This window comes from Alcaligenes sp. 1735tsa3 (assembly GCF_024134565.1).
In the GTDB taxonomy this organism is placed as follows: domain Bacteria; phylum Pseudomonadota; class Gammaproteobacteria; order Burkholderiales; family Burkholderiaceae_B; genus Alcaligenes; species Alcaligenes phenolicus.
The window spans coordinates 956,182-976,565 of the sequence record NZ_CP099862.1 but is presented as its reverse complement, the minus strand read 5'-3'; the positions used below and the strand labels follow the sequence as shown (position 1 = coordinate 976,565).

Here is a 20,384-nt window from a genome sequence, read left to right as displayed (position 1 = left end):
GCGATTTATTTATTGGCCTGGTGGGCAGCCATCAGGCTGATGAATTTGTCGAACAGCGAGGCAATATCGCGCGGGCCGGGAGTGGCTTCGGGGTGGCCCTGGAAGCAAAACGCGGGGCGATCTGTCAACTCGAAGCCTTGCAGGCTCTGGTCGAACAAAGAAATGTGCGTGACCTTGGCATTGGCTGGCAAGGTTGTGGCATCCACCGCAAAACCGTGATTCTGGCTGGTGATGAACACGCGGCCGCTGGCCAGTTCCTGCACAGGGTGGTTGGCACCGTGGTGGCCATTTTTCATCTTCAAGGTCTGAGCACCTACGGCCAGACCCAGGATCTGATGACCCAGGCAAATACCAAACACAGGCAACTTGCGCTCCAGCAAGCCCTTGCAAGCTTCGATTGCGTAATCGCAAGGCTCCGGATCACCAGGGCCATTGGACAGGAACACGCCATCAGGTTCGTAAGCCAGCACATCGGCCAATGGAGTTTGCGCAGGCACGACGGTGACCTTACAGCCACGGTCCGCCATCAGGCGCAGGATGTTGGCCTTGACGCCAAAGTCGTAAGCCACCACATGGAAGCGGTCGCCTTCGGGCTTGGAGAAACCTTGGCCCAGTTCCCACGAACCTTCGGTCCAGTTGTAGGACTTGTCGGTGGTAACCACCTTGGCCAGGTCCTGACCTTTCAGGCCAGGGAAAGAGCGGGCCAGTTCCAGTGCACGTTCAGCATCATCACCCACCAAGATGCAGGCACCCATGGAGCCTTTCTCGCGCAAAATGCGAGTCAGCTTGCGGGTGTCGATACCGGAGATGGCCACAACGCCCTGAGCTTTCAGGTAGTCGGGCAAAGACTGGGTGGAGCGGAAGTTGGACAGGCGGGCGGGACAATCGCGAATGACAAGCCCGGCAGCGTGGGCTTTGGTGGATTCGGAGTCCTCTGGATTGACACCGGTATTACCGATGTGCGGATAGGTAAGCGTAACAATTTGACCGCTGTAGCTTGGGTCTGTCAGGATTTCCTGATAGCCCGTCATGGCTGTATTGAAAACGATCTCAGCAACACAGTGCCCCTCGGCACCGATTGATACCCCTTTGAATAGGGTTCCATCCGCCAGGGCTAGGACGGCACTAGTGATAGTGCGGGACTCCTCAGGAAATAAAGACGGCAGCACGTTAAAAACCCCGGATTCTGAAATTAATATTAAACCTTCTAATTATATGCTCAAACGGGGTTTTTCCGGTAGTTTATCGGTAATAACACCGAAACCAGGCACGAAAACCTGGAAAATCGACTACAGTAATTGATTGGTTTGATGGCTTTGCGATGGACTAGTAACAGACATGACTACTCAGCTTGACTCCCTGCGCCAGTGCACAACCGTAGTGGCCGACACAGGCGATTTTGAAGCGATGCGTGCGTATCGCCCTACCGATGCAACAACCAATCCTTCCCTGATCTTGAAGGCTGTCCAGCAGGCGGCCTATCGCCCCTTGCTGGACCGTGTCATCGCCGACCACCCTCACGCCAGCCTGGCAGAAACCAGCGACCTGTTGCTGGTTGCCTTTGGCCAACAAATTCTGGACATTGTTCCCGGCCGCGTCTCCACCGAAGTGGATGCTCGCCTGTCTTTTGATACCCTGGCCAGTGTCGAGCGCGCCCGCCATATCATTCAGCATTACGAAAAGGCCGGTGTGCCGCGCGAACGGGTACTGATCAAGCTGGCCAGCACCTGGGAAGGCATTCAGGCCGCCCGTACGCTGCAAGCCGAAGGCATCAACTGCAACCTGACCCTTTTGTTCTGCCTGCCGCAAGCCATCGCCTGCGCCCAGGCCAAAGTCACCCTGATCTCGCCCTTTGTGGGTCGCATCTACGACTGGTTCAAGAAAACCGCTGGCCAGGACTGGGACGAAAGCGCCAACCAAGGCGAGAACGATCCCGGCGTGCGCTCGGTCCGCAGCATTTACGAATACTACAAAACCTATGACATCCCCACGGAGATCATGGGTGCCAGCTTCCGCAATGTCGGCCAGATCAAGGCGCTGGCCGGTTGCGATCTGCTGACCATCAGCCCGGATCTGCTGGGCCAGCTGGATGCAGCCCAAGGTGAAGTCCCTGCCATGCTGGATGTGGCGCGCGCCAAGGCGGTTGCCCCCGAATGGCGTGCCAGCAATGAAATCACTTTCCGCACGGATTTGAACCAGGACGCGATGGCTACTGAAAAGCTGGCCGAAGGCATCCGTCAGTTCACCGCGGATGGCATCAAGCTGGACTCCTTGATTCAGCAAGCGCGTCAGCAGGCTTGATCACTGGCACAACACTTTAGAAGGCTTTGCACCCTGCAAAGCCCAGAAAGCAGAATCCCTGCTTGATCAAGAACTTGAGCAGCAAAAAGACTCAGCCCGGCATTGCGCCGGGCTGATTTGCTTTGAACCTTCAGGCTGCAATCAGATCTTGCTCAGATCAATACGCACCACACTTTCGCGGGCGCTGACCTTATGGTCAGGCGTGAAGGGAGCTTTCACCGTGACATACAGTTGATCGTCCGGCCCCAGCAGCAGACTGTTGGGATGAGCAAGCAAGCTGTATTCCGCCTTTTTCGCATAGCTGCCCGCATCCAGCACAGACACCTTGCCCTGCTGGCGGTGCGACACATACAGCTCGTCACGCTTGGGGTTATAGACAATATCCAGCGCGTCCCCTACGTCCAGTTGCTCCAGCAGCTTGCCTGTGCTGGCATCCAGCACATAAACCGTTTTCTGATGCTGATTTTCCGTGGCGTATAAACGGTTGCGCTTCGGGTCCAGAGCAAAGTTGAGCAAGATCGCCGGCTTGTCCCCGGCAGGTTTCCAACGCTGTTGGATCTGGTTCTTGTCCGTATCAATCACCAGCACTTCACCGTCACCATTGCCTGCGTACATACGGCGATGATCCGTGTCCAACAATAAACCGGTCACCCATTTGCCCGCATTCTCAATGGTGTTGAGCACTTCCATGCTGCTCGTGTCCAGCACCCAGATTACCGCCGGATTGCCTACGCCCCCTACATAAAGACGCTTATAGGCCTCATCCAGCTTCACCGTACGTGGCCCCACCTTGAAACCATCCGTCCCCATATTGCTGAAAGCCGTACGTTTCAGACCGCCCTTTTCGCCCAGCTCCACGCGCGCAACTGCCGGGTTCAGGCTGTTCGTCATGAACAGCACATTCCCCTCGGTATTGCTGCTCAAGCCAAAATTGCTTTCATCGGTGTGAATCACACCCAGCACATCCAGAGTCTGCGGGTCCAGCTTGTAGAGCGCCCCGCCCCGCACACCATCAAGCATTTCTGCCGAGGCTACATACAGGGCCTTTTCAGACGCGCTGTAAGCCATCTGATAAATCCCGTAAGCCAGTTCCTTGCGCAAGGCGCCATCGGCCGTGATCGAGCTGCGCTGCGCCAACTCTGGACTCAAGGGCTGCACAGATGGCTGGGTAGGTTGAGCATACGCGGTCACGTTCAACAGGGCCGCCGACAGAACGGACATCAGAAAACATCGTTTCAACATTTTGTTTTTCCCTTCCAGGTCCAGGTAGGGCCAGGCGGTATCGAATACAGCCGCGAAGCCCTGCCTGACGTTAACAATCAGCGAATCAGAAATTCACGGAGGCCGACAACATGAATGTGCGCCCTGCCCCGTTCGTGGCAAAGTTGCTGGAAGCCAGCCAGTAGCGCTTGTCGGTCAGGTTTTCGATATTGGCGCGAATCACCACATCCTTGCCCGCAATATCGGCGTAGTAGCGCGCACCTACATCAAAGCGGGTCATGGCGGGCAGCTTCAAGGTATTGGTGTTGTTCAGATACTGGGACGAGGTATGAATCACGCGACCATTCAGGCTCAGGCCTTGTACCCAAGGCGTATCCCAATCCAGACCCAGGTTATAGGTGCTGGCAGGTACACCCGGTGCCCGGTTGCCTTCATTCACACCGTTCTGGGTTTTGGTGAGCTTGCCTTGGGTAAAGCCAGCACTGGCCATCATGCGCAAACCTGGCATCAATTCACCGTAGGCACTCAGCTCCAAACCACGGTTGCGCTGTTCGCCAAAGTAGCCATACACATTGTTTCCATCCTCTTGCCCTGCAGGTCGGGCAATCTGCCACAGGGAGGCCGAGGTCATGATGCCACCCCAATCCACTTTCACACCCGCCTCATACTGACGGGACTTGAAAGGCTTGAGAATCTCGCCACGATTCGCGTAGGTGTCCCCAACAATCGTGCCGCGCGTCAAACCTTCGGTGAAGTTGGCGAAGACCGAGACATTCTCCATCGGCTTGACCACAATCCCCGCCAAAGGCGAGATGGAACTGGCCTTGTAATCGGAGGTTTTTACACCTGTAGTCGTATTGAAGCTGGTGACATCCACGGTCTGACGACGCGCCCCCACCGTCAGCAAGACACGGTCATCAGCAAAGGACAAGGTATCTGCCACGGCAAAGCTGAGCAGGCCGGTACTGGACGCTTTTTGTGGCGTCAGCCGCTCTGTTGGACCTGCCGGAATAGGCACAGGATTATAGATATTGGAGTCCGCCACTTCCGTGCCAGGGCTGTAGGCATTGCCCAGCTCCTGATCCATATAGCTCACTCCGAAAGCCAGCTTGTGCGCCACGCTGCCCGTGTCGAAATCCACGCTCAAACCCGCGTCGCTGCTTAGCGTTTTGGAATAGGAGTCATAGAACGTGGAGATCACGCTGAAATTGCCGTCAGCATCTACAGACTGGCGCACATTGGGATTCCCCGGTTTCACATTCACCGGGAAAATCTGGCGATTCTTGCCATGACGGTAGCCCATCCCGATATGTCCGGTGACCGAATCGCTGAAGTCATATTCCAGACGGGACATGATGGTGTTGTCGCGCTGGGTCAGGCGAGTGCCGGGGTAGAAATTGGTACGGCCATCCGGAGGTGCAGGCAGCTCGGTCAGATCGCTTTGAAAGCCAATTTGCGAACGGATATTTTCCAGCGTGTCTTCCTGGTGGATGACATCCGCAGACCAGCGCAAACGGGCGCCTCTATAATCCACGCCCAGGGCGGCCATGCCCAGATCCTGCTTGCCGTCGCGTGACGTGGCTTCTCCACCGCGCTTGACGCCGTTAAAGCGCACGCCCCATTCCTTGTTTTCACCGAAGCGGCGACCCACATCCAGCTGTGCCGTCACATTTGCCTGGCTGACATAACTGGCCGTCACGCGGGTCAGCGGCTCGTCCTCGGCCCGCTTGGTCACCAGATTGATCGCCCCGCCTATACTCCCTCCGGGTGGGATACCGCGCATCAAGGTGCCGGGCCCTTTCAGGACTTCCACACGCTCCAGAATCTGCACGGGCACACGGCTGGAAGACACCAGGCTATACAAGCCGTTCACGCTGACATCACCACTGCCTACCGCAAAGCCGCGAATCACAAAGTCCTCACCAAAACCGCCGGTCGAGGTCGTCGTGCGCACCGCCGCATCATTCACCACCACATCGGCCAGAGTTCTGGCCTGCTGGTCATAGAGCAATTCGGAGGTGTAGTTGGTGGTGCTAAAGGGGTTGTCCATCACATCCACGGAACCCAGCAAACCCAGGCTACCCCCTGTTGCCACTTGCCCGCCAGCATAGGCAGGCGACAAGTCGCCCAGAATCCCGCCCTTGACGGTAATGGTGGACAGCTCGACCACCGAGGAGGCCGGGTCCGGCGTCAGGCTGATGGTATTGCCCTTGCGCTTGTACGTGATGCCCGTGCCCGCCAAGAGCTGCTGCAAGGCCTGCTCAGGGGAATAGCTGCCCGACAAGGCCGGTGCCTGATGGCCATCCACCAATTCCTGAGAAAAGAAAATCTGGACCGAGGCCTGCTGCCCCAACTGCAACAAGGACTTGCTAAGGGGCTGCACGGGAAGATTGATGGAGGTGGCTTGAGCCTGCGCACGTACGTCCAGCGGCAAGGCGCTGACGGCGCAGGCCAGGCTGATTGCCAGAATCGTCAAGCGTGTATTGATCGCGGGCTTGTTGCGCCACACAGAAAAGGTCGGTGTATTCACAGTCTGACTAGGTCCAAAGAGTAGCAAGGCACGCGCAAGGCGGCCTCAAGGCAAGGTGATGGGCGCTGCCGTCTGCGACACAAAACAGCTCCCCTTACTCTATCGACGAACCAGAATCAAAACACCGGAACAAAAATGAGAATTATTTTTGATAAATAAAAAACAGAGCCTGGATTGCCAGGCAAACTCGTGCTCTATTCGCTGATTCGCAGTTGTCCGCTGGGCAAGGTTTGAACTTTCACTGGCACCAGATCCGGCAAGGTATGGATCAGGGCCAAAGGCTCATTCACACTGAAAACCCCAGCCACCTTGTAGGAGGAAAAACGGGGTGCATCGAAAACGGCCGCTTGCGGCAAGTAACGATTGATCTGCGCTACCGCCTGCTCCAGCGGCGTGTTCTCGAACACAATCATGCCATTACGCCATGCCAGGCTGGTATCCAGATCCGCCTTTTGTACCTGGCCCAGAGGAGCATCCTCAGCCGTATAAACGGATTGCCCACGCTCCAGCAAGCGTGTATCCCGGTCCCACCAGGCACCCTGCTGCACCTTGACCGAACCGGACTCTACCGTCACCTGCAATTGCTGCTGCTCATGCAGAACATTGAATCGTGTGCCTGTAACCACCACCCTGCTTTGCCCGGCATGCACTACAAACGGCCGGGACCGATCAGGCTGCACATCAAAGAACACCTCGCCTGCATACAGATCAACGACACGCTCATTCTCGTAAAAACGAATCTGCGCGTGTGTGCCGGTATTGGCCATCAGGATAGAGCCATCGGGCAGACGCAATTCCTCGTGCAACCCGCGTGGGGTCGTCAATGTGGCTTGATAGGAAGGCTCAGTATCCAGGCTAGCCCGTATGCCCACAGCGGCAAGCACACCCGCCGCACACAGTCCTGCCGTCATGCCCCAGGCAAAACGACGACGTGGCTTGTTGACCGGAGCCGATGAGCGCGAAGCCCGCAAGGCAGCCCGCAGCTCGGACTCGGGAATCTGCAAGGTCGCTTGCCAGATCGCCTCCAGATGGCGGTAACAGCGATCATGCTCCTGATCGGACTGACGCCATTGCTCGAAGGCACGCCAATCCTCGGGCGAGGCATCACCCGAGCGCAGATGAGAAAACCAGGCGGCCGCCTGATCCTGCGCGGTCGCTGCGTTCAGGACATCAGGGGGCATACTTCTGTAACCTTGTACTCAAATGACGCAGCGCTTTGTTCATATGCTTTTCCACCATGGCACGGGAGATGCCCAATTCACGGGCAATCTCGGCATGGGAGCTTCCCTCCAGGCGCTGGTAAATATACACCTGCCTGCAAATGTCCGGCAGTTCATCCAGAACCGTTCTTAAATCATCGACCATCTGGCTGGAATAAACCTGGGACTCCGGGCCAACTGCCAGCGGATGCTCGGACTCATGCAGTTCATGCAAAGGCACCATGGGCAGCTTTTCCTCCCGTCTGTGTCGGTCGATCAGACCGTTGGAGGTACTGCGTTGCAGATAGGCGGCCGGATTATCGGCCGAAACCGAGCCGTTTTCCAGTATGCGCAGCACAGCGTCGTGCATGGCGTCTTCCACATCGTGATCAACTTGAGATCGACGCCGCCACGCCCCCAGCAGCTCGCTGTAGTGAGCAAGCCAGGTTTTACGAAAGGCACGGCGGTCGGACATGAAAGCAAAGAGCCTGCAAGGAAATGAACGGATCTTGATCAAGGGTTATATATCAGCCTAAATAGGCCTGCTTTCTGCTTTGCGCTCAGTCCTATCCAAAGTGACTCTAAGCAGAAAAACGCCTCAAGCCGTGCACGGCTTCCTCAAGGCACGACGTGCTCCCCACTAGGCTTCAGTTTTCTAAACTTTCAGCGCTCACCAAAATGCCGAGCCACAAAAATGCCGGCACAAAAAAACCGGCCTCTCCAAAAAGAAGCCGGTTTTCGGGGCAAGCCCTGTCAGATCGCTATCTGACCGCAAGCGACATGAATCAGAGCTTTTCTGTACCACCACCTTGAGGCCGCCAGGCCAACAAGCGGTCTTCAAACACACTGACCAGTCCATCCAGAATCAGCGCAAATACCGTAAGCACCACAATACCGGCAAACACCGTATTCACGTCCAATGTGCCCTCTGCCTGCAGGATCAGATAACCGACCCCACTGGCTGAACCCAGGTATTCACCCACCACAGCACCCACAAAGGCCAGACCGACCGAGGTGTGCAGGCTGGAGAACACCCAGCTGGTTGCCGAAGGAATATAGACGTGGCGCAGCAACTGGCGACGGCTGGCACCCAGCATGCGGGCGTTGTCCAGCAAGGTGGAGCTGACTTCACGCACACCCTGGTACACGTTGAAAAACACGATGAAGAACACCAGTGTCACGGCCAGAGCCACTTTGGACCAGATGCCAAGACCAAACCACATGCCGAAAATAGGCGCCAGAATCACGCGTGGCATGGAGTTGGCCGCCGTCAGATACGGGTCCAGCAAGGCCGCCGCACGGGGCGAGAGCCCCAGCCACAGACCGCAAGCCAGACCGGCAATCGTACCGATGGCAAAGGCAAGCAGGGTTTCGCTCAAGGTCACGCCCAGGTGCAGGTAAATATCACCGTTGGTGACGAACCAGGCCCAGATCACCTTGACCACTTCCAGTGGCTGGCCAAAGAAGAAGGCTACTTTGGGGTCCAGCGTAAAAAAGTGCCAGGCAGCCAGAATGACGATGAGCAGCGAGATTTGCCAGCCGCGCAGGGCCAGCTTGGATTGAGTAATAGATTTAGACATATCAGGCACGCTTTTGCTGGGCATAACCCTTCAGAACTTCATCACGCAAGACGGCCCAGATTGCCGCATGCAGTTCGACAAAGCGAGGATCATTGCGTACTTCGGCCACGTCACGAGGGCGTGGAAGATCGACATGAAATTCGCCGATGGGATGAGTGCCCGGCCCGGCCGACAGAACCACCACCCGATCGCTCATGGCAATGGCTTCGTCCAGGTCGTGAGTGATGAACAGCACGGCTTTACGCTGCGCCATCCAGATCTCCAGCACTTCGTTTTCCATCAATTGGCGGGTCTGAATGTCCAGTGCCGAAAACGGCTCGTCCATCAGAATGATGTCGGGATCACGAATCAGGGTCTGGGCCAGCATGACGCGTTTGCGCATACCGCCAGACATCTGATGCGGGTAACGATCCCCGAAACCACCCAGGCCGACTCGCTTGAGCCATTCCTGGGCACGCTCGCGGGCCTCATCCTGCGGGACACCGGCAAACTCCAGACCGGCCATCACGTTGGATTCGGCACTGCGCCAGGGCATGAGTGCTTCGCCCTGGAACATGTAGCCAGCGCGCTCGTTCACCCCTTCCAGGGGTTTGCCGAACACACGCACTTCGCCCGACGAAGGGCTCAGCAAACCCGCCCCTACGTTCAGGAGCGTGGATTTGCCGCAGCCCGTTGGGCCTACAACCGACACAAACTCGCCTGGAGCAATGTTCAGGCTGGCGTCACGAACCGCTGTGTACGTACCTTTGCCATCGCGGGATGCAAAAACACAGCTGATGTTATCTAAAGAAAGTGCTGCCTCAGACATTGGGATACTTCTTGTTGGCTTTTTCAGCAAATTCGTTGGTGAAGATCTTGCTGGTATCAATCTTGGATGCGTCCAGATTCGGCACAAAAGCGGCCAGTGCATTCAAGGCGGTAGCGGGGCCATCAGCATCGACCAGACCATCTGGCGAGAGTGCTTCTTTATTGGCGTCCAGACATTGCTTGTACAGCTCTACATCACCCAGCAGGTAGGTGGCAGGCACGGTTTTGGCAATGGTTTCAGCGTCATTGGCCTGAATCCATTTGTCGGCGCGCACGATGGCGTTGGCCAGGGCCTGAGCCGTGTTCGGATTCTTGGTGATGAAGTCTTCAGAAGCGTACAAGCAAGCCGACGGCATGTTGCCGCCAAAAATGGTCTTGGTGTCGGCAACGGTACGGGTGTCAGCAATGACACGTACCTCGTTTTCCTTGAGCAAGGTGCCGATAACCGGGTCCAGGTTAGCCATGGCATCGATCTGACCCGTACGCATGGCGGTGACCGCACCCGCGCCAGCGCCTACGCCGATAAAGGCCACGTCCGAGGGTTTCAGACCGTTCTGTTCCAGATAGAAGTTGACCATCATATTGGTCGAGGAACCCGGTGCGGTCACACCGATTTTCTTGCCCTTCAAATCCGCAGGCGACTTATAGTCAGCCATCGTCTTGTTGGACACGGCCAAAACGATGGCCGGTGCGCGTCCTTGCTGCACAAAGGCACGGTACATCTGGCCTTTGGCCTGCAAGTTGATGGTGTGCTCAAAAGCGCCTGAGACGACATCGGCACTGCCACCGACAACCGCTTGCAGGGCCTTGGAGCCACCGGCAAAGTCGGCCACTTTGACCTTGAGGCCTTCATCATCAAAATAGCCGTTGATCTCGGCAATGGACAAAGGCAGGTAATAGATCAGCGCTTTGCCACCGACGGCAATCGTGATGCTTTTTTTCTCGATTTCCTGTGCACGGGCCAATGTTGGCAGCGACAGTGCCAATCCCGATGCTCCAACCAGCTTGAGTGCATGACGACGAGTCAGTTTCATGGCAATCCCCTTCTTGTTGTTGGTCATTAATTATTTAGGTCTGATACTTATACTAAAAAACAAAGGGGGGTGTCCCCCCCTTGTCCGCCAAGCGGTCAAACCCGTTTACGTGGCGCGACGCTCCATCAAGGCCCAGGCAATGGTGCTGGGGTCTACGTACTCCAGCTCGCTCCCGGCTGGCACACCGCGTGCCAGTCGAGTCACTTTCAAACCTTGGCTAGTGAGCATTTCCGCCAAATGATGGGCGGTGGTTTCGCCCTCTGCGGTGAAATTGGTCGCTAGAATCACTTCCTGCACTTGGCCATCACCGGCTCGCTCTAGCAAGCGGTCAAATTGCAAGGCATCCGGGCCTATGCCTTCCAGCGGCGTCAAACGCCCCATCAGCACATAGTAAAGGCCTCGATAGCCATGCGTAGCCTCGATCATGTTTTGATCGGCAGGCGTCTCCACCACACACAACAACGCCGGATCACGGCGGGGATTGGCACAGGTTTCACAGATAGGTTGAACAGTGAAACCATTGCAGCGCTGACAGTGCTGCAGTGCCGTCGTGGCATGTTCAAGAGCGCGGCTCAATTGGTCGGCGCCTACCAGGTCGTGTTGCAACAAGTGGTAGGCCATGCGGCGAGCGCTACGCTCGCCCACACCGGGTAGCCGACGCAGAGCCTGGATCAGAGCCCGAAGCGGTTCGGGCTCAGCGATCTGCGGTTCGTTCATTAGAACGGGAACTTCATACCGGGTGGCAGTGGCAGGCCAGCGGTAACACCCGCCATTTTTTCCTGCGACGTTGCCTCGGCTTTGCGCTGTGCATCGTTAAAGGCAGCAGCAATCAAATCTTCCAGCATCTCTTTTTCGTCTTCCAGCAGGCTGGGGTCGATAGAGACACGGCGCACATCGTGGCGGCAGTTCATGATGACCTTGACCAGACCACCGCCGGAAACGCCCTCGACCTCGATATCGGCCAAGGCTTCCTGGGCCTTTTTCATGTTTTCCTGCATTTGCTGCGCCTGGCGCATCAAGCCGGCAATCTGACCTTTCATCATGGTTTGGTTTTCCTGATTGATATAAATTGACAAGGGGCCATTCAGGCGGCCCGAACCAAAGGAGTGGCCTTGATCGACCCGGCTTTGACGCTGCCGTCAAAGTCCTGGATCAGGCTCAAGACAAAGGGATCCTGGGCAACCTGCTCTTCGGCCTGCCGCTGGCGCTCGGCCAGCTTGGCCTGCTCCACGGCATGCGCGGTAGCATCGCCCGTATCCCCGTATTCGATCACCAACTGAATGGACTGGGCAAAGTATTCCGACAAAACGGTGCGCAAGCGCGCTTTGCCCTGGCTGCCTTCAGTGGCCTTGATTTTGGCACGCAGATGGATTTCCTGGCCTTTCACGCCCAGCCATTCGCTCTGGCGGGCCAATTCAGCGGCCCAGCCACTTAAGGGCAGGCTGGTTGCCACTTCGGGCCAGGTTTCCGGTTTCATGCCGCCCAGACGGACGGTACGCGGGCTGTCCGAGCCGCTTTGCGGTACAGGCAGGCCCAGTTCAGTATCGGGCATGAAGCGATCAGACAGGGACACAGACGGTACATCGCCGTCTTCTTCGGCACGAGCCGCGTCCATATCCAGAGGTTGGTAATTCTCGAACTCTTCGTCCATGCCCTCGGACAGCCAGGCGGGCTCTTCCGGGCCGTCCTGGGTGGAGACGGCTGGCGGCGCTTCTTCAGCCACGGGTTCTACTCGGGCGGCGGCCTGAGCCTGAGACGACATCAGGGGCTGAGCACTGCTCTTGCCCTGGGCTTTGGGGGATTCCGCTACAGGGTCGGTAGAGGAATCAGCCTGGGATGCGGAGGTGGGCTCTGCGGCTGGCTGGGCTGACGGCGTCGATGCCGCTTGGGCGGCTTCAACAGCGCTGCTGTCAGCAACTGCAGTCGCAGCTTCTTGAGGCTGACTGGTCGCGGAACCGGCTTCAAAGCTTGCATCCGCTGGGGCAGACTCTGAAGAGTCATAGCTGGCCCCTGCACCGGCAGGCTCGGGAGCATCTTCCCAGGCCGGGACAAAATCGTCGTCAGCGGGGATGGATTCTGCGACAGGCGCTGCTTGGGCTGCATGTGCACTGGCAACATCAGCAACCGGGACGACTACAGGGGCAGAAGCCTGTGCCTGCTGAGGCGCGGCAGAGGCGGCGGCATCAACAGAGGCGGTAGAGGTAGCCGGTGCCGACGCAAGCTCTGAGGCAGCGGGGGCTGCCGCAGGAGCGGGAGCAGCCTGAGCAGCCTGAGCAGCCTGAGCAGCACCAGCAGTATCAGACCCCGAAGGCCCTGCTGGCGGTGGCACATACGCCGAGACAGGCTCGGGCAGCAAAGCCAGCATGCGCAAGCACGCCATCACAAAACCGGCGTACTCATCCGGAGCCAAAGACAGCTCCTGACGGCTATGCACCGCTACCGAATAAAACAACTGCACATGATCGGGCGAGAGCATGGGCGCTAGTTGCCGCACCGCCTCTGCCAGAGGATCATCATCAGAAATCGTGCCGGGGATGCGCTGCTCGATGGCGATACGGGATAACAAGGTTGCCAGATCAGCCAGAGCTCCCGAATAAGACAGGCCGCGCAAGGCCAGATCATCGGCCACACCCATAATGGCCTGCGCATCATAAGCGACCAGCGCTTGCAGCAATTGCGCCAGGTGGCGTTGATCAATGGTGCCCAGCATGGCTTGTACAGCCTGGGCGCTAAGATCGCCTGCGCTATAAGCAATGGCCTGGTCGCTCAGCGACAAGGCATCGCGCATGGAGCCATCGGCTGCCTGTGCCAGCAAACGCAAGGCAGGCAGCTCGAACTGCATTTCTTCCTGGGTCAGAATGTCTTGCAGGTGGCCCACAATCGCGGGCACTGTCATCTGCTTCAAATTGAATTGCAGACAGCGCGACAAGACCGTGACCGGAATCTTTTGCGGATCGGTCGTGGCCAGAATGAATTTGACGTGCGCTGGCGGCTCTTCCAGCGTCTTGAGCATGGCGTTAAAGGCGTGCCCGGTCAGCATGTGAACTTCGTCAATCATGTAGACCTTGTAACGGCCCGAGCTGGGGGCGTAGACCGCCTGCTCCAGCAGCTGGGTCATCTCTTCCACACCACGGTTGGAAGCGGCGTCCAGCTCTACATAATCAATAAAGCGGCCAGCATCAATCTCGGTACAAGCGCGGCAAACGCCACAGGGCTTGGAAGTGATGCCAGTTTCGCAGTTCAGCGACTTGGCCAGAATACGCGACAAGGTGGTCTTGCCCACGCCGCGTGTGCCCGTAAACAGCCAGGCATGGTGCAGGCGCTGGGTATCCAGGGCGTGCGTCAGAGCGCGCACCACGTGGTCCTGACCAACCAAGGTGTCAAAGGAACGGGGGCGCCACTTGCGGGCCAGAACGAGATAGGTCATGCGAATTCCGGACGGCGTGAACCATCAATACAAATAAGCGAAAGGAAAAGTGTACCGGATTCGGTGCTGAAGGGAAGCAGATAGACCGGGCGCGCATAACCCGATAAGCAAATGAAGTGGCGAGCCTGACTCCGGCACTGATTCTGCACGGCTGTGGCTGCTTCGTTCCCGACCTGACCAGATTCACCGCCGAACCATGCGGAGGGGCCCGCCGACCAATAGTGTAGCATCAATACGGCAGCCAAAGATCGGCTCTCGGGAAATAAAGCGCAGCCTGCGCGGGCCGGCCATCCAGAGCCTGCACCTGCTCACAATACCGCTGCAATTGCGGCGCATAACGCTCCAGCATCCGTGCCTTGAAATCGTCCAAACTTTCATGCTCGGCAGGTCGTCCAGTCTTGTAATCCACCACCAGCCAGTGATCTTCCTGGGAAATGGCCAGGTCAATAATCGACACACGGCCACTGACGTCCAGCAAGGACCATTCCCGGTAAGCTCGGCTGACGCCCAGAAGCCAGCGGCCCCGTTCCGTCTGTACGGTCGCAGTAATCGCTTCAAACAGGGATTGGGCGGCTTCATCCAGATAGGTCGCTGGCACACCAGCACGCAGCAGTTGACGACGCATCACGGCGCGGCCTTGCTGCAAGCGTTCTACCGGCCATTGCTCCAGCCCTTCACGGCCCAGCTTTTCCAGCCAGTCGTGGGCAACCGTACCAATGGCTTTTTCATGAGTCGTGTCCAGGGACCACTGCCAGCTTTGATACTGCGGGCTGTCGGCCTGCAACTGCTCGGGCGGCGCGGCCGGCAAGCTCACCACACGCTGCAACAATGCCGCAGAACCTTGCCCGGCTTCCTCTTGCTGTCCGCCCTGCTCGGCTTGCCAAACAGGAGCCTGTGGCTGATCCAGGACCGGCCAGACACGGCTCAGCAAGGAGCGGCCATCCGGCTCGCGCAGGCCCTTATCCTGGGTGATGCTCAATTCCGCAAACAGATGCAGCTCCTGACGGGCACGCGTCAGGGCCACGTATAAAAGACGGTGGCTTTCCTGCTCGGCCCGGATACGCTCCCGCGCCGCCAGAAACTGCGATACCGGATCGCGTTGCTCGCTGCCCTTATGGCTGATGGGCCCCAGAATCAGGCGCTCGGCACTGTGTTCCAGACGAATCAACGGCTCGGAGTCGGCTGCTGACTGCTTGTGCAAACCAAACAAAATGACAGTTTCAAACTCCAGCCCCTTGGACTTGTGAATCGTCATCACCTCCACGGCCTTGCCCGTACCTTGCGGGGTGGCATACAGCGACTCCACACGGGCCTGCAATTGTTGCTGGTCGGGCGGTCCGTAAGGGCATAACTCCTCCAGCAGACGCAAGACTTGTTCTGCATCCGCCTGATCAGCCAGGCTTGGATAGACTTGCGGCCCGCCCAAGCGCGTCCAGCATTCTTGCACCCAGGCAGCAAACGGCATCAAGCCACTACGATTGCCTTTGTCCAGCAAGATCTGGCAAGCAAATAGCAGACGAGCACGCTCGTTGGCATCCCAGTCTTCAAAATCCTGATTGTTTGCAAGCTCGGCCAAGGTCTGTGTGGGATGCAAGGCACACAGGCGGTGCAGGCTCTCCAAACGCAGGCCGATCAATGGCGAGCGCAAGACAGACAGCCAAGCCAGTCGATCAGCCGGGTGCGCCAAGGCACGGACCAATTGCACCAGATCAGCCACCACAGGACGCTGTTGCAAAGGTTCCAGTTCTACGGCTCGACACGGGATGCCCTGCTCGCCCAGCTTGCGCACCAGACCATGCAAGTGCGAGCGTGCTCGCACCAGAATTGCCACCGGATGCTCACTGTCCTGATAACGTTCCAGAGCTTGAGCTGCACACTGAACCGCCTCCTGCACTGCACGCTCTTGAGCCGCTTGCTGCGACGGCACAGCATCCTCTCCCCTAGCCACTCGGAAATGCCAGGACGGGTGAAAATGCACCGCCCACTCGGGAATATCGGGCTTGAAGGCGGTCGAATGTTCGTAGGTGACCATGCCCAGATCCGGGTCAGGTCGAGCCGGAAACAATTGCGCCCCCACCTTGTTCACCCATTCCACCAAGCGCGGATGTGAACGGAAGTTATTACTGAGATTCAGTGGCTCCAGCTCTACTTCGCCCAAGCGTCGAGCTTGCCAGACTTGCAAAAACAAACCCACTTCCGCCTTGCGGAAACGGTAAATGGACTGCATGGGGTCGCCCACCAAAAACAGGCTGCGCCCGTCGCCCGGCTCCCAGCCGCTGGTCAGGCGTTCCAGCAACTGCACCTGGGATTGGCTGGTGTCCTGGAACTCGTCTACCAGCAAATGGCGTATGGACCTGTCCATGCGCAAGAGCAGCTCGCCCGGCTCGTCGGCATCACCCAAGGCTTGCAAGGCACGTTGGGCAATCTCGGTGAAATCGACCTCAGCTTTCTCGGCAAAGCGCAGTTTCAATTGCGCCGCAGCCAGCCACAAGACCTGAATCAGATTGGACAAGACTTCTTGCTGTTGGGGGGAGTATTGCTCGGGCAAAAGGCGTGCACTGGCCAGGCGAGCAATCCAGGGCTCAGCCCCCAGACAATTGCTCAACCACTCGGTCAGCATTTCTTTTTGTGCCGTTTTAGGGGGAAAGCCATTACGCACCGTCAGGCTTTTGCGCAGATCGCCTTTATCCGTCAGCAACAAGGCTGCCAGACCACGCCAGCGCGGCAAATCGTCCATGACCGGGGCCAGGTTATCGCCTTGCCAATCCGCCAAGGCCAGCACATCGCCACTTTCCAGATTCGAGGCTGCAAAGCAGGCCAGGGGGGCCAAGGTTCGCGCCCAACCGGGTGGCAGTGAATCGCTTAGCTGCTGCAGCTGCTGCTCCACCACCTCGCGCAAGCTGTCTTGCAAAAGCGCCACATCACCGCCCTGCCCCACGGCTGGCAGCCACTGATCGCGGCTGGCCAACATACCGGCCAACAGAGCTTGCGCCTGCAGCAGGTTCACATCCATATGTTCCAGAAAGCGCGCCACGCTGGGCACGCTTTCCGCCATCTCCAGCGTGGCCCAAGCCGCCGCTTCGTAATGCTCCTGGGCCTTATCGGTAATGGCCGGAACCCCGCCCAGCCCCGTAATCCAGGGCATGGCGCGCACCAGGTGGGCACACAAGGAGTCGATGGTCCGGATGCTTAAACGGGCCGGGTAAGCCAGCAAATCCCACTGTTGCTCCTGATTACGCTGCATGGCGGCACGCGCCAGTTCCCAGCTGCGTACCCGGTAGGGCTCGGCAGGCCGTTCCTGATTGGCAGCGGCCAACTTCTCCAGTACACGCGCATGCATTTCAGCCGCAGCTTTACGGGTGAAGGTAATGGCCACTATTTCTTCTGGCCGCTGCACGCGAGCCAGTAAGGCCAGAATCCGGTCGGTCAGCAGCTCTGTCTTGCCGGACCCGGCTGGGGCCTGGACCAGAAAGGAGGACTCAGGGTCCAGTGCCCGTGCACGGGCGGGGCTATCGCTAGGGACTGTCACCATTACACCTCTCCTCCATTGTCTTGGAGGTCTTCCTGGAACAAACGTAAAAAGGGCAAAACATCGCAATACAGCAAATCGTTGCGGTTCCAGATCTGATTGGCGGCCTGCCCTTGCAGGAACTCATCTGCCAAGCCTTCCACCGCCTGTTTCCACTGCGCGATTTGGGCGGTCCACTGCTGGGCGCTCTCCAATTCGGTCAGACCCTCAATATCCATGCCGGGCGCGGCCAAACCGCTTAAACCGACCTGACGGGCATGCAAGCGTACAAAGGCCAAACCACTGACGGTGCGGCCCTCATCCTGCAAGGCGGCGGCATAAAACGGCAATTGCAGATTCACGGGTCTGGGCCGCAGCCAGTCTTTATCGGGCCGCAGCTCGCCTATGCCGGTTTTGTAATCCAACAGTAATTGCTCGCCATCAGCCAGATCATCCAAGCGGTCCAGACGCAGGTTCAGACGTAACAAGCCACGGTTCCAACTCAACTCATGCTCCGTCGCCCCCAGGGCGAACGGTGGGCGCTGGGCTTCCTGATGAGCGTACTCATTCAAGACGGCCAGACCCCGCTCCATTTCCAGGCTGCGCAGCACTGGACCGTAATCGGCCAGCTCTTCTTGCGCCGCTTGATCGATGCACGTTTGCAACACATCCAGCAGTGAGCCCTCACCAATCAGCTCATGCAGGCTGTCCTGATCCTTCACACGCAGCCAGAACAATTCGACGGCGCGGTGCAGGAACATCCCGCGTGTATTCATATCGCCCACACGGGCGTAGTCGGGCAAGGCCTGACCATGTAGCCGAAACTTCACAAAAGCCCACAAGGGATTGCGAGCCTGGGTATCCAGCACACTGATCCCGCCACGTATGCGCTCTTCCAGCTTCAGACTGGGGCCTTGCTCGTCCAGCAAGGCTTCCTGTGCGACGGCCTGCTCTGCCTGCACCGCCCAAGGCATTTCAAGCACAGGCCAATGAGCAATCAAGGGACTGGGCCTCAGCTCCTGTTCGCCCTGATGCAAAGGCGCACTTAGCAAAACCTGATTCCCACAGCGTAGCAAGGCACTCAGCATCCAGCGCGCCCATTCCAGCTCCCGCTCTGGCGTACTGCGAGGTGCCGAGACTCGACGCAACACCTGGGCAGGAATCAGAGGATTGGGTTTGACCGCGGCAGGCAAAATATCATCGGTCAGGCCCAGCACCCATACGGCATCCCAGCGCCCGCCTTCCGCTTCCAGAAAACCCAGCACGTCCAGCCGGGAACGTGGGTCTCGTTGTGGCTGGAACAAATTTTCACGGGCCATGCGGGCCAAAGCGCTTTGTGCCTTCAAGGCACTGATGCGACCCAAGACCGGCGCTTGCTGCGCCAATTGCAGCAGCAAGGCTTCCAAAGCCTCCAGAGTTTGAAACTGGGCACTATCCAGACGGTTAGTGCCCGGAAAGCCCAAAGCCTCCAGGCATTGGCGCATGACCGACGCCCAGGTATCCACTCCTTGAGCGCCTGCCGATACGGACTCGAAGCGTTCCACCGCCTTGCCCCAGGCCAGAGCCAGTTCGGGTGTGTGGAAGCTGAGCATGTCGGCAAATTCTTTACGGCTAACTTGTGTAATGCGGTTGTCGCGCCAGGCCTTGTCAATGCGGGCACGGCCACCTGCTTCAGACTGTTCTGCCTGACACGCTCCCAAACGCAAGGCTTCGCCCAGCATGGCGGGCTCAGCCTGCCCCTTGGTCGCCAAGGTAAATAAGGCCTTCAACCAGGCCATGGCCGCTTCAACCACTGGCCACTCAGCCAAGGATCGGGCTGCCGCCACGTTATAGGGCAAAGCACCTTGATCCGTGTGCATGGCCTGTCGCAAAAGACGATGCACCAACGGCAATTGCGTTTCCAGCTGCGCGGCCACAATGGCTACTGTGCGATCCGGGTCCTCGTCCAATTGACGACGCGCCCACTGCACCGCCAGGCGCCATTCCGTATCCGCATCCTGCGCCTGCACCCGATACACCTCTGTCGCCGGAGCCTCTTCATGCTGCAGCTGGAGAATCTCTACCCCCATGTCCTGCAAACCACTCAACAATCTTTGCAGGCGTGGCGAATATTCATGAAAACCATGCAGCACCATATGGCGATGACGCATGTGCAAGGCGCCTGCCTGCACCGCTTTGAGCACACGCTCCGCAGCCAGGTTTGCATCATCCAGATCTGCCTGCTCCAGGCTTTGCCGGTAGTGAGAGCGCCATTGCATGAAACGTTCAAAATCCACGCTGGCCTCGCCGGGTTTCAGCTCGATATTCCATTCTTCCAGCAAGGTATCGGCTTCACAGGCCAGGCGCGCTGCCTGGCCTACATCCAGGAAATAACCCTCTTCCTCGCATTGCTCGATGCTGTGTTCCCAGCGCTGCAAGGCGGCAAAGCGATCCATCTGGTGCGCGGATGGTTGCCATTGTTCGGAAAAGCAGAGCTGATCACTGGCCTGCGCCAGCCACGCGCCCAAAGGCACAATTTCCGGTACGGCAACCGTCCCGCCAGCACCCGCCAGACGGGCCGACAAATGTCCCAGCAGGCGGCGCGCATAGCGCTTGTTCACGGTCAAGACAACCGTCTCGGCACTATTGAGCTCCTGCAATTGAGCCATGGAAACAGCAGGGGTGTCGTACATAGAAAAAACCAGTTAAGGTTGCAAGAAAACAGAACGGCCAGCAGCGCTGATCCGGCCATTGTACCGGCGCTCTATCCCTAGTTTGTTCCCGCCCTTACACTTATC

The 20,384-nt window shown here is 58.1% G+C and carries 14 protein-coding genes and 1 other RNA gene; 1 reads left to right on the top strand and 14 read right to left on the bottom strand.

The window, feature by feature from the left end:
- Positions 1–5: 5 nt before the first annotated feature.
- Positions 6–1,133: a glutamine-hydrolyzing carbamoyl-phosphate synthase small subunit gene (gene carA / locus NIZ92_RS04450; protein ID WP_256868629.1), complete on the bottom strand. Its 1,128-nt coding sequence runs from the start codon at positions 1,131–1,133 to the stop codon at positions 6–8.
- 205 nt (positions 1,134–1,338) lie between these two features.
- On the opposite strand from carA, the gene tal reads away from it, so the two are divergent.
- Positions 1,339–2,301, top strand: coding sequence for a transaldolase (tal, locus tag NIZ92_RS04445; protein ID WP_009463071.1), 963 nt, complete (start codon positions 1,339–1,341; stop codon positions 2,299–2,301).
- Positions 2,302–2,442: 141 nt separating this feature from the next.
- On the opposite strand, the gene NIZ92_RS04440 is transcribed toward tal, so the two are convergent.
- From NIZ92_RS04440 to NIZ92_RS04380, 13 genes are all read right to left on the bottom strand, one after another.
- Positions 2,443–3,543 (bottom strand): YncE family protein, encoded by a 1,101-nt coding sequence (locus tag NIZ92_RS04440; protein WP_254002756.1) that lies wholly within the window; start codon positions 3,541–3,543, stop codon positions 2,443–2,445.
- A gap of 85 nt (positions 3,544–3,628) precedes the next feature.
- Positions 3,629–6,052 carry a TonB-dependent receptor gene (locus NIZ92_RS04435; protein WP_254002755.1) on the bottom strand — a complete coding sequence of 808 codons (2,424 nt, stop codon included), beginning with the start codon at positions 6,050–6,052 and terminating at the stop codon, positions 3,629–3,631.
- 194 nt (positions 6,053–6,246) lie between these two features.
- Complete coding sequence (locus NIZ92_RS04430; protein ID WP_060185649.1) at positions 6,247–7,233, bottom strand: FecR domain-containing protein; 987 nt, start codon at positions 7,231–7,233, stop codon at positions 6,247–6,249.
- Entirely contained in the window at positions 7,223–7,726 is a 504-nt protein-coding gene (locus NIZ92_RS04425) for a sigma-70 family RNA polymerase sigma factor (RefSeq protein ID WP_060185648.1), read from the bottom strand. Before NIZ92_RS04425 ends, NIZ92_RS04430 begins: the two co-directional genes overlap by 11 nt.
- 310 nt (positions 7,727–8,036) lie before the next feature.
- Positions 8,037–8,831: an ABC transporter permease gene (locus NIZ92_RS04420; protein WP_009463067.1), complete on the bottom strand. Its 795-nt coding sequence runs from the start codon at positions 8,829–8,831 to the stop codon at positions 8,037–8,039.
- A 1-nt stretch (position 8,832) separates the two neighbouring features.
- Complete coding sequence (locus tag NIZ92_RS04415) at positions 8,833–9,639, bottom strand: ABC transporter ATP-binding protein (RefSeq protein ID WP_115634139.1); 807 nt, start codon at positions 9,637–9,639, stop codon at positions 8,833–8,835.
- Positions 9,632–10,672, bottom strand: coding sequence for an ABC transporter substrate-binding protein (locus NIZ92_RS04410; RefSeq protein WP_035271448.1), 1,041 nt, complete (start codon positions 10,670–10,672; stop codon positions 9,632–9,634). Before NIZ92_RS04410 ends, NIZ92_RS04415 begins: the two co-directional genes overlap by 8 nt.
- A 105-nt stretch (positions 10,673–10,777) precedes the next feature.
- The gene (gene recR / locus NIZ92_RS04405) at positions 10,778–11,389 is read right to left on the bottom strand and encodes a recombination mediator RecR (protein WP_003803396.1); all 612 of its coding nucleotides are present in this window, start codon (positions 11,387–11,389) and stop codon (positions 10,778–10,780) included.
- A complete protein-coding gene (locus NIZ92_RS04400) occupies positions 11,389–11,715 on the bottom strand; it encodes a YbaB/EbfC family nucleoid-associated protein (protein WP_009463063.1) in 327 nt (108 codons plus the stop codon). The genes recR and NIZ92_RS04400 overlap by 1 nt, the downstream gene beginning before the upstream one ends.
- Positions 11,716–11,756: 41 nt before the next feature.
- Positions 11,757–14,099 (bottom strand): DNA polymerase III subunit gamma/tau, encoded by a 2,343-nt coding sequence (gene dnaX, locus NIZ92_RS04395; protein WP_115634140.1) that lies wholly within the window; start codon positions 14,097–14,099, stop codon positions 11,757–11,759.
- Positions 14,100–14,214: 115 nt separating this feature from the next.
- Positions 14,215–14,312, bottom strand: an RNA gene (gene ffs / locus NIZ92_RS04390) — signal recognition particle sRNA small type.
- Between the two features lie 16 nt (positions 14,313–14,328).
- Positions 14,329–17,631, bottom strand: coding sequence for an exodeoxyribonuclease V subunit beta (locus NIZ92_RS04385; protein WP_060185645.1), 3,303 nt, complete (start codon positions 17,629–17,631; stop codon positions 14,329–14,331).
- The gene (locus NIZ92_RS04380) at positions 17,631–20,279 is read right to left on the bottom strand and encodes a hypothetical protein (RefSeq protein WP_254002754.1); all 2,649 of its coding nucleotides are present in this window, start codon (positions 20,277–20,279) and stop codon (positions 17,631–17,633) included. Before NIZ92_RS04380 ends, NIZ92_RS04385 begins: the two co-directional genes overlap by 1 nt.
- Between the last annotated feature and the right edge of the window lie 105 nt (positions 20,280–20,384).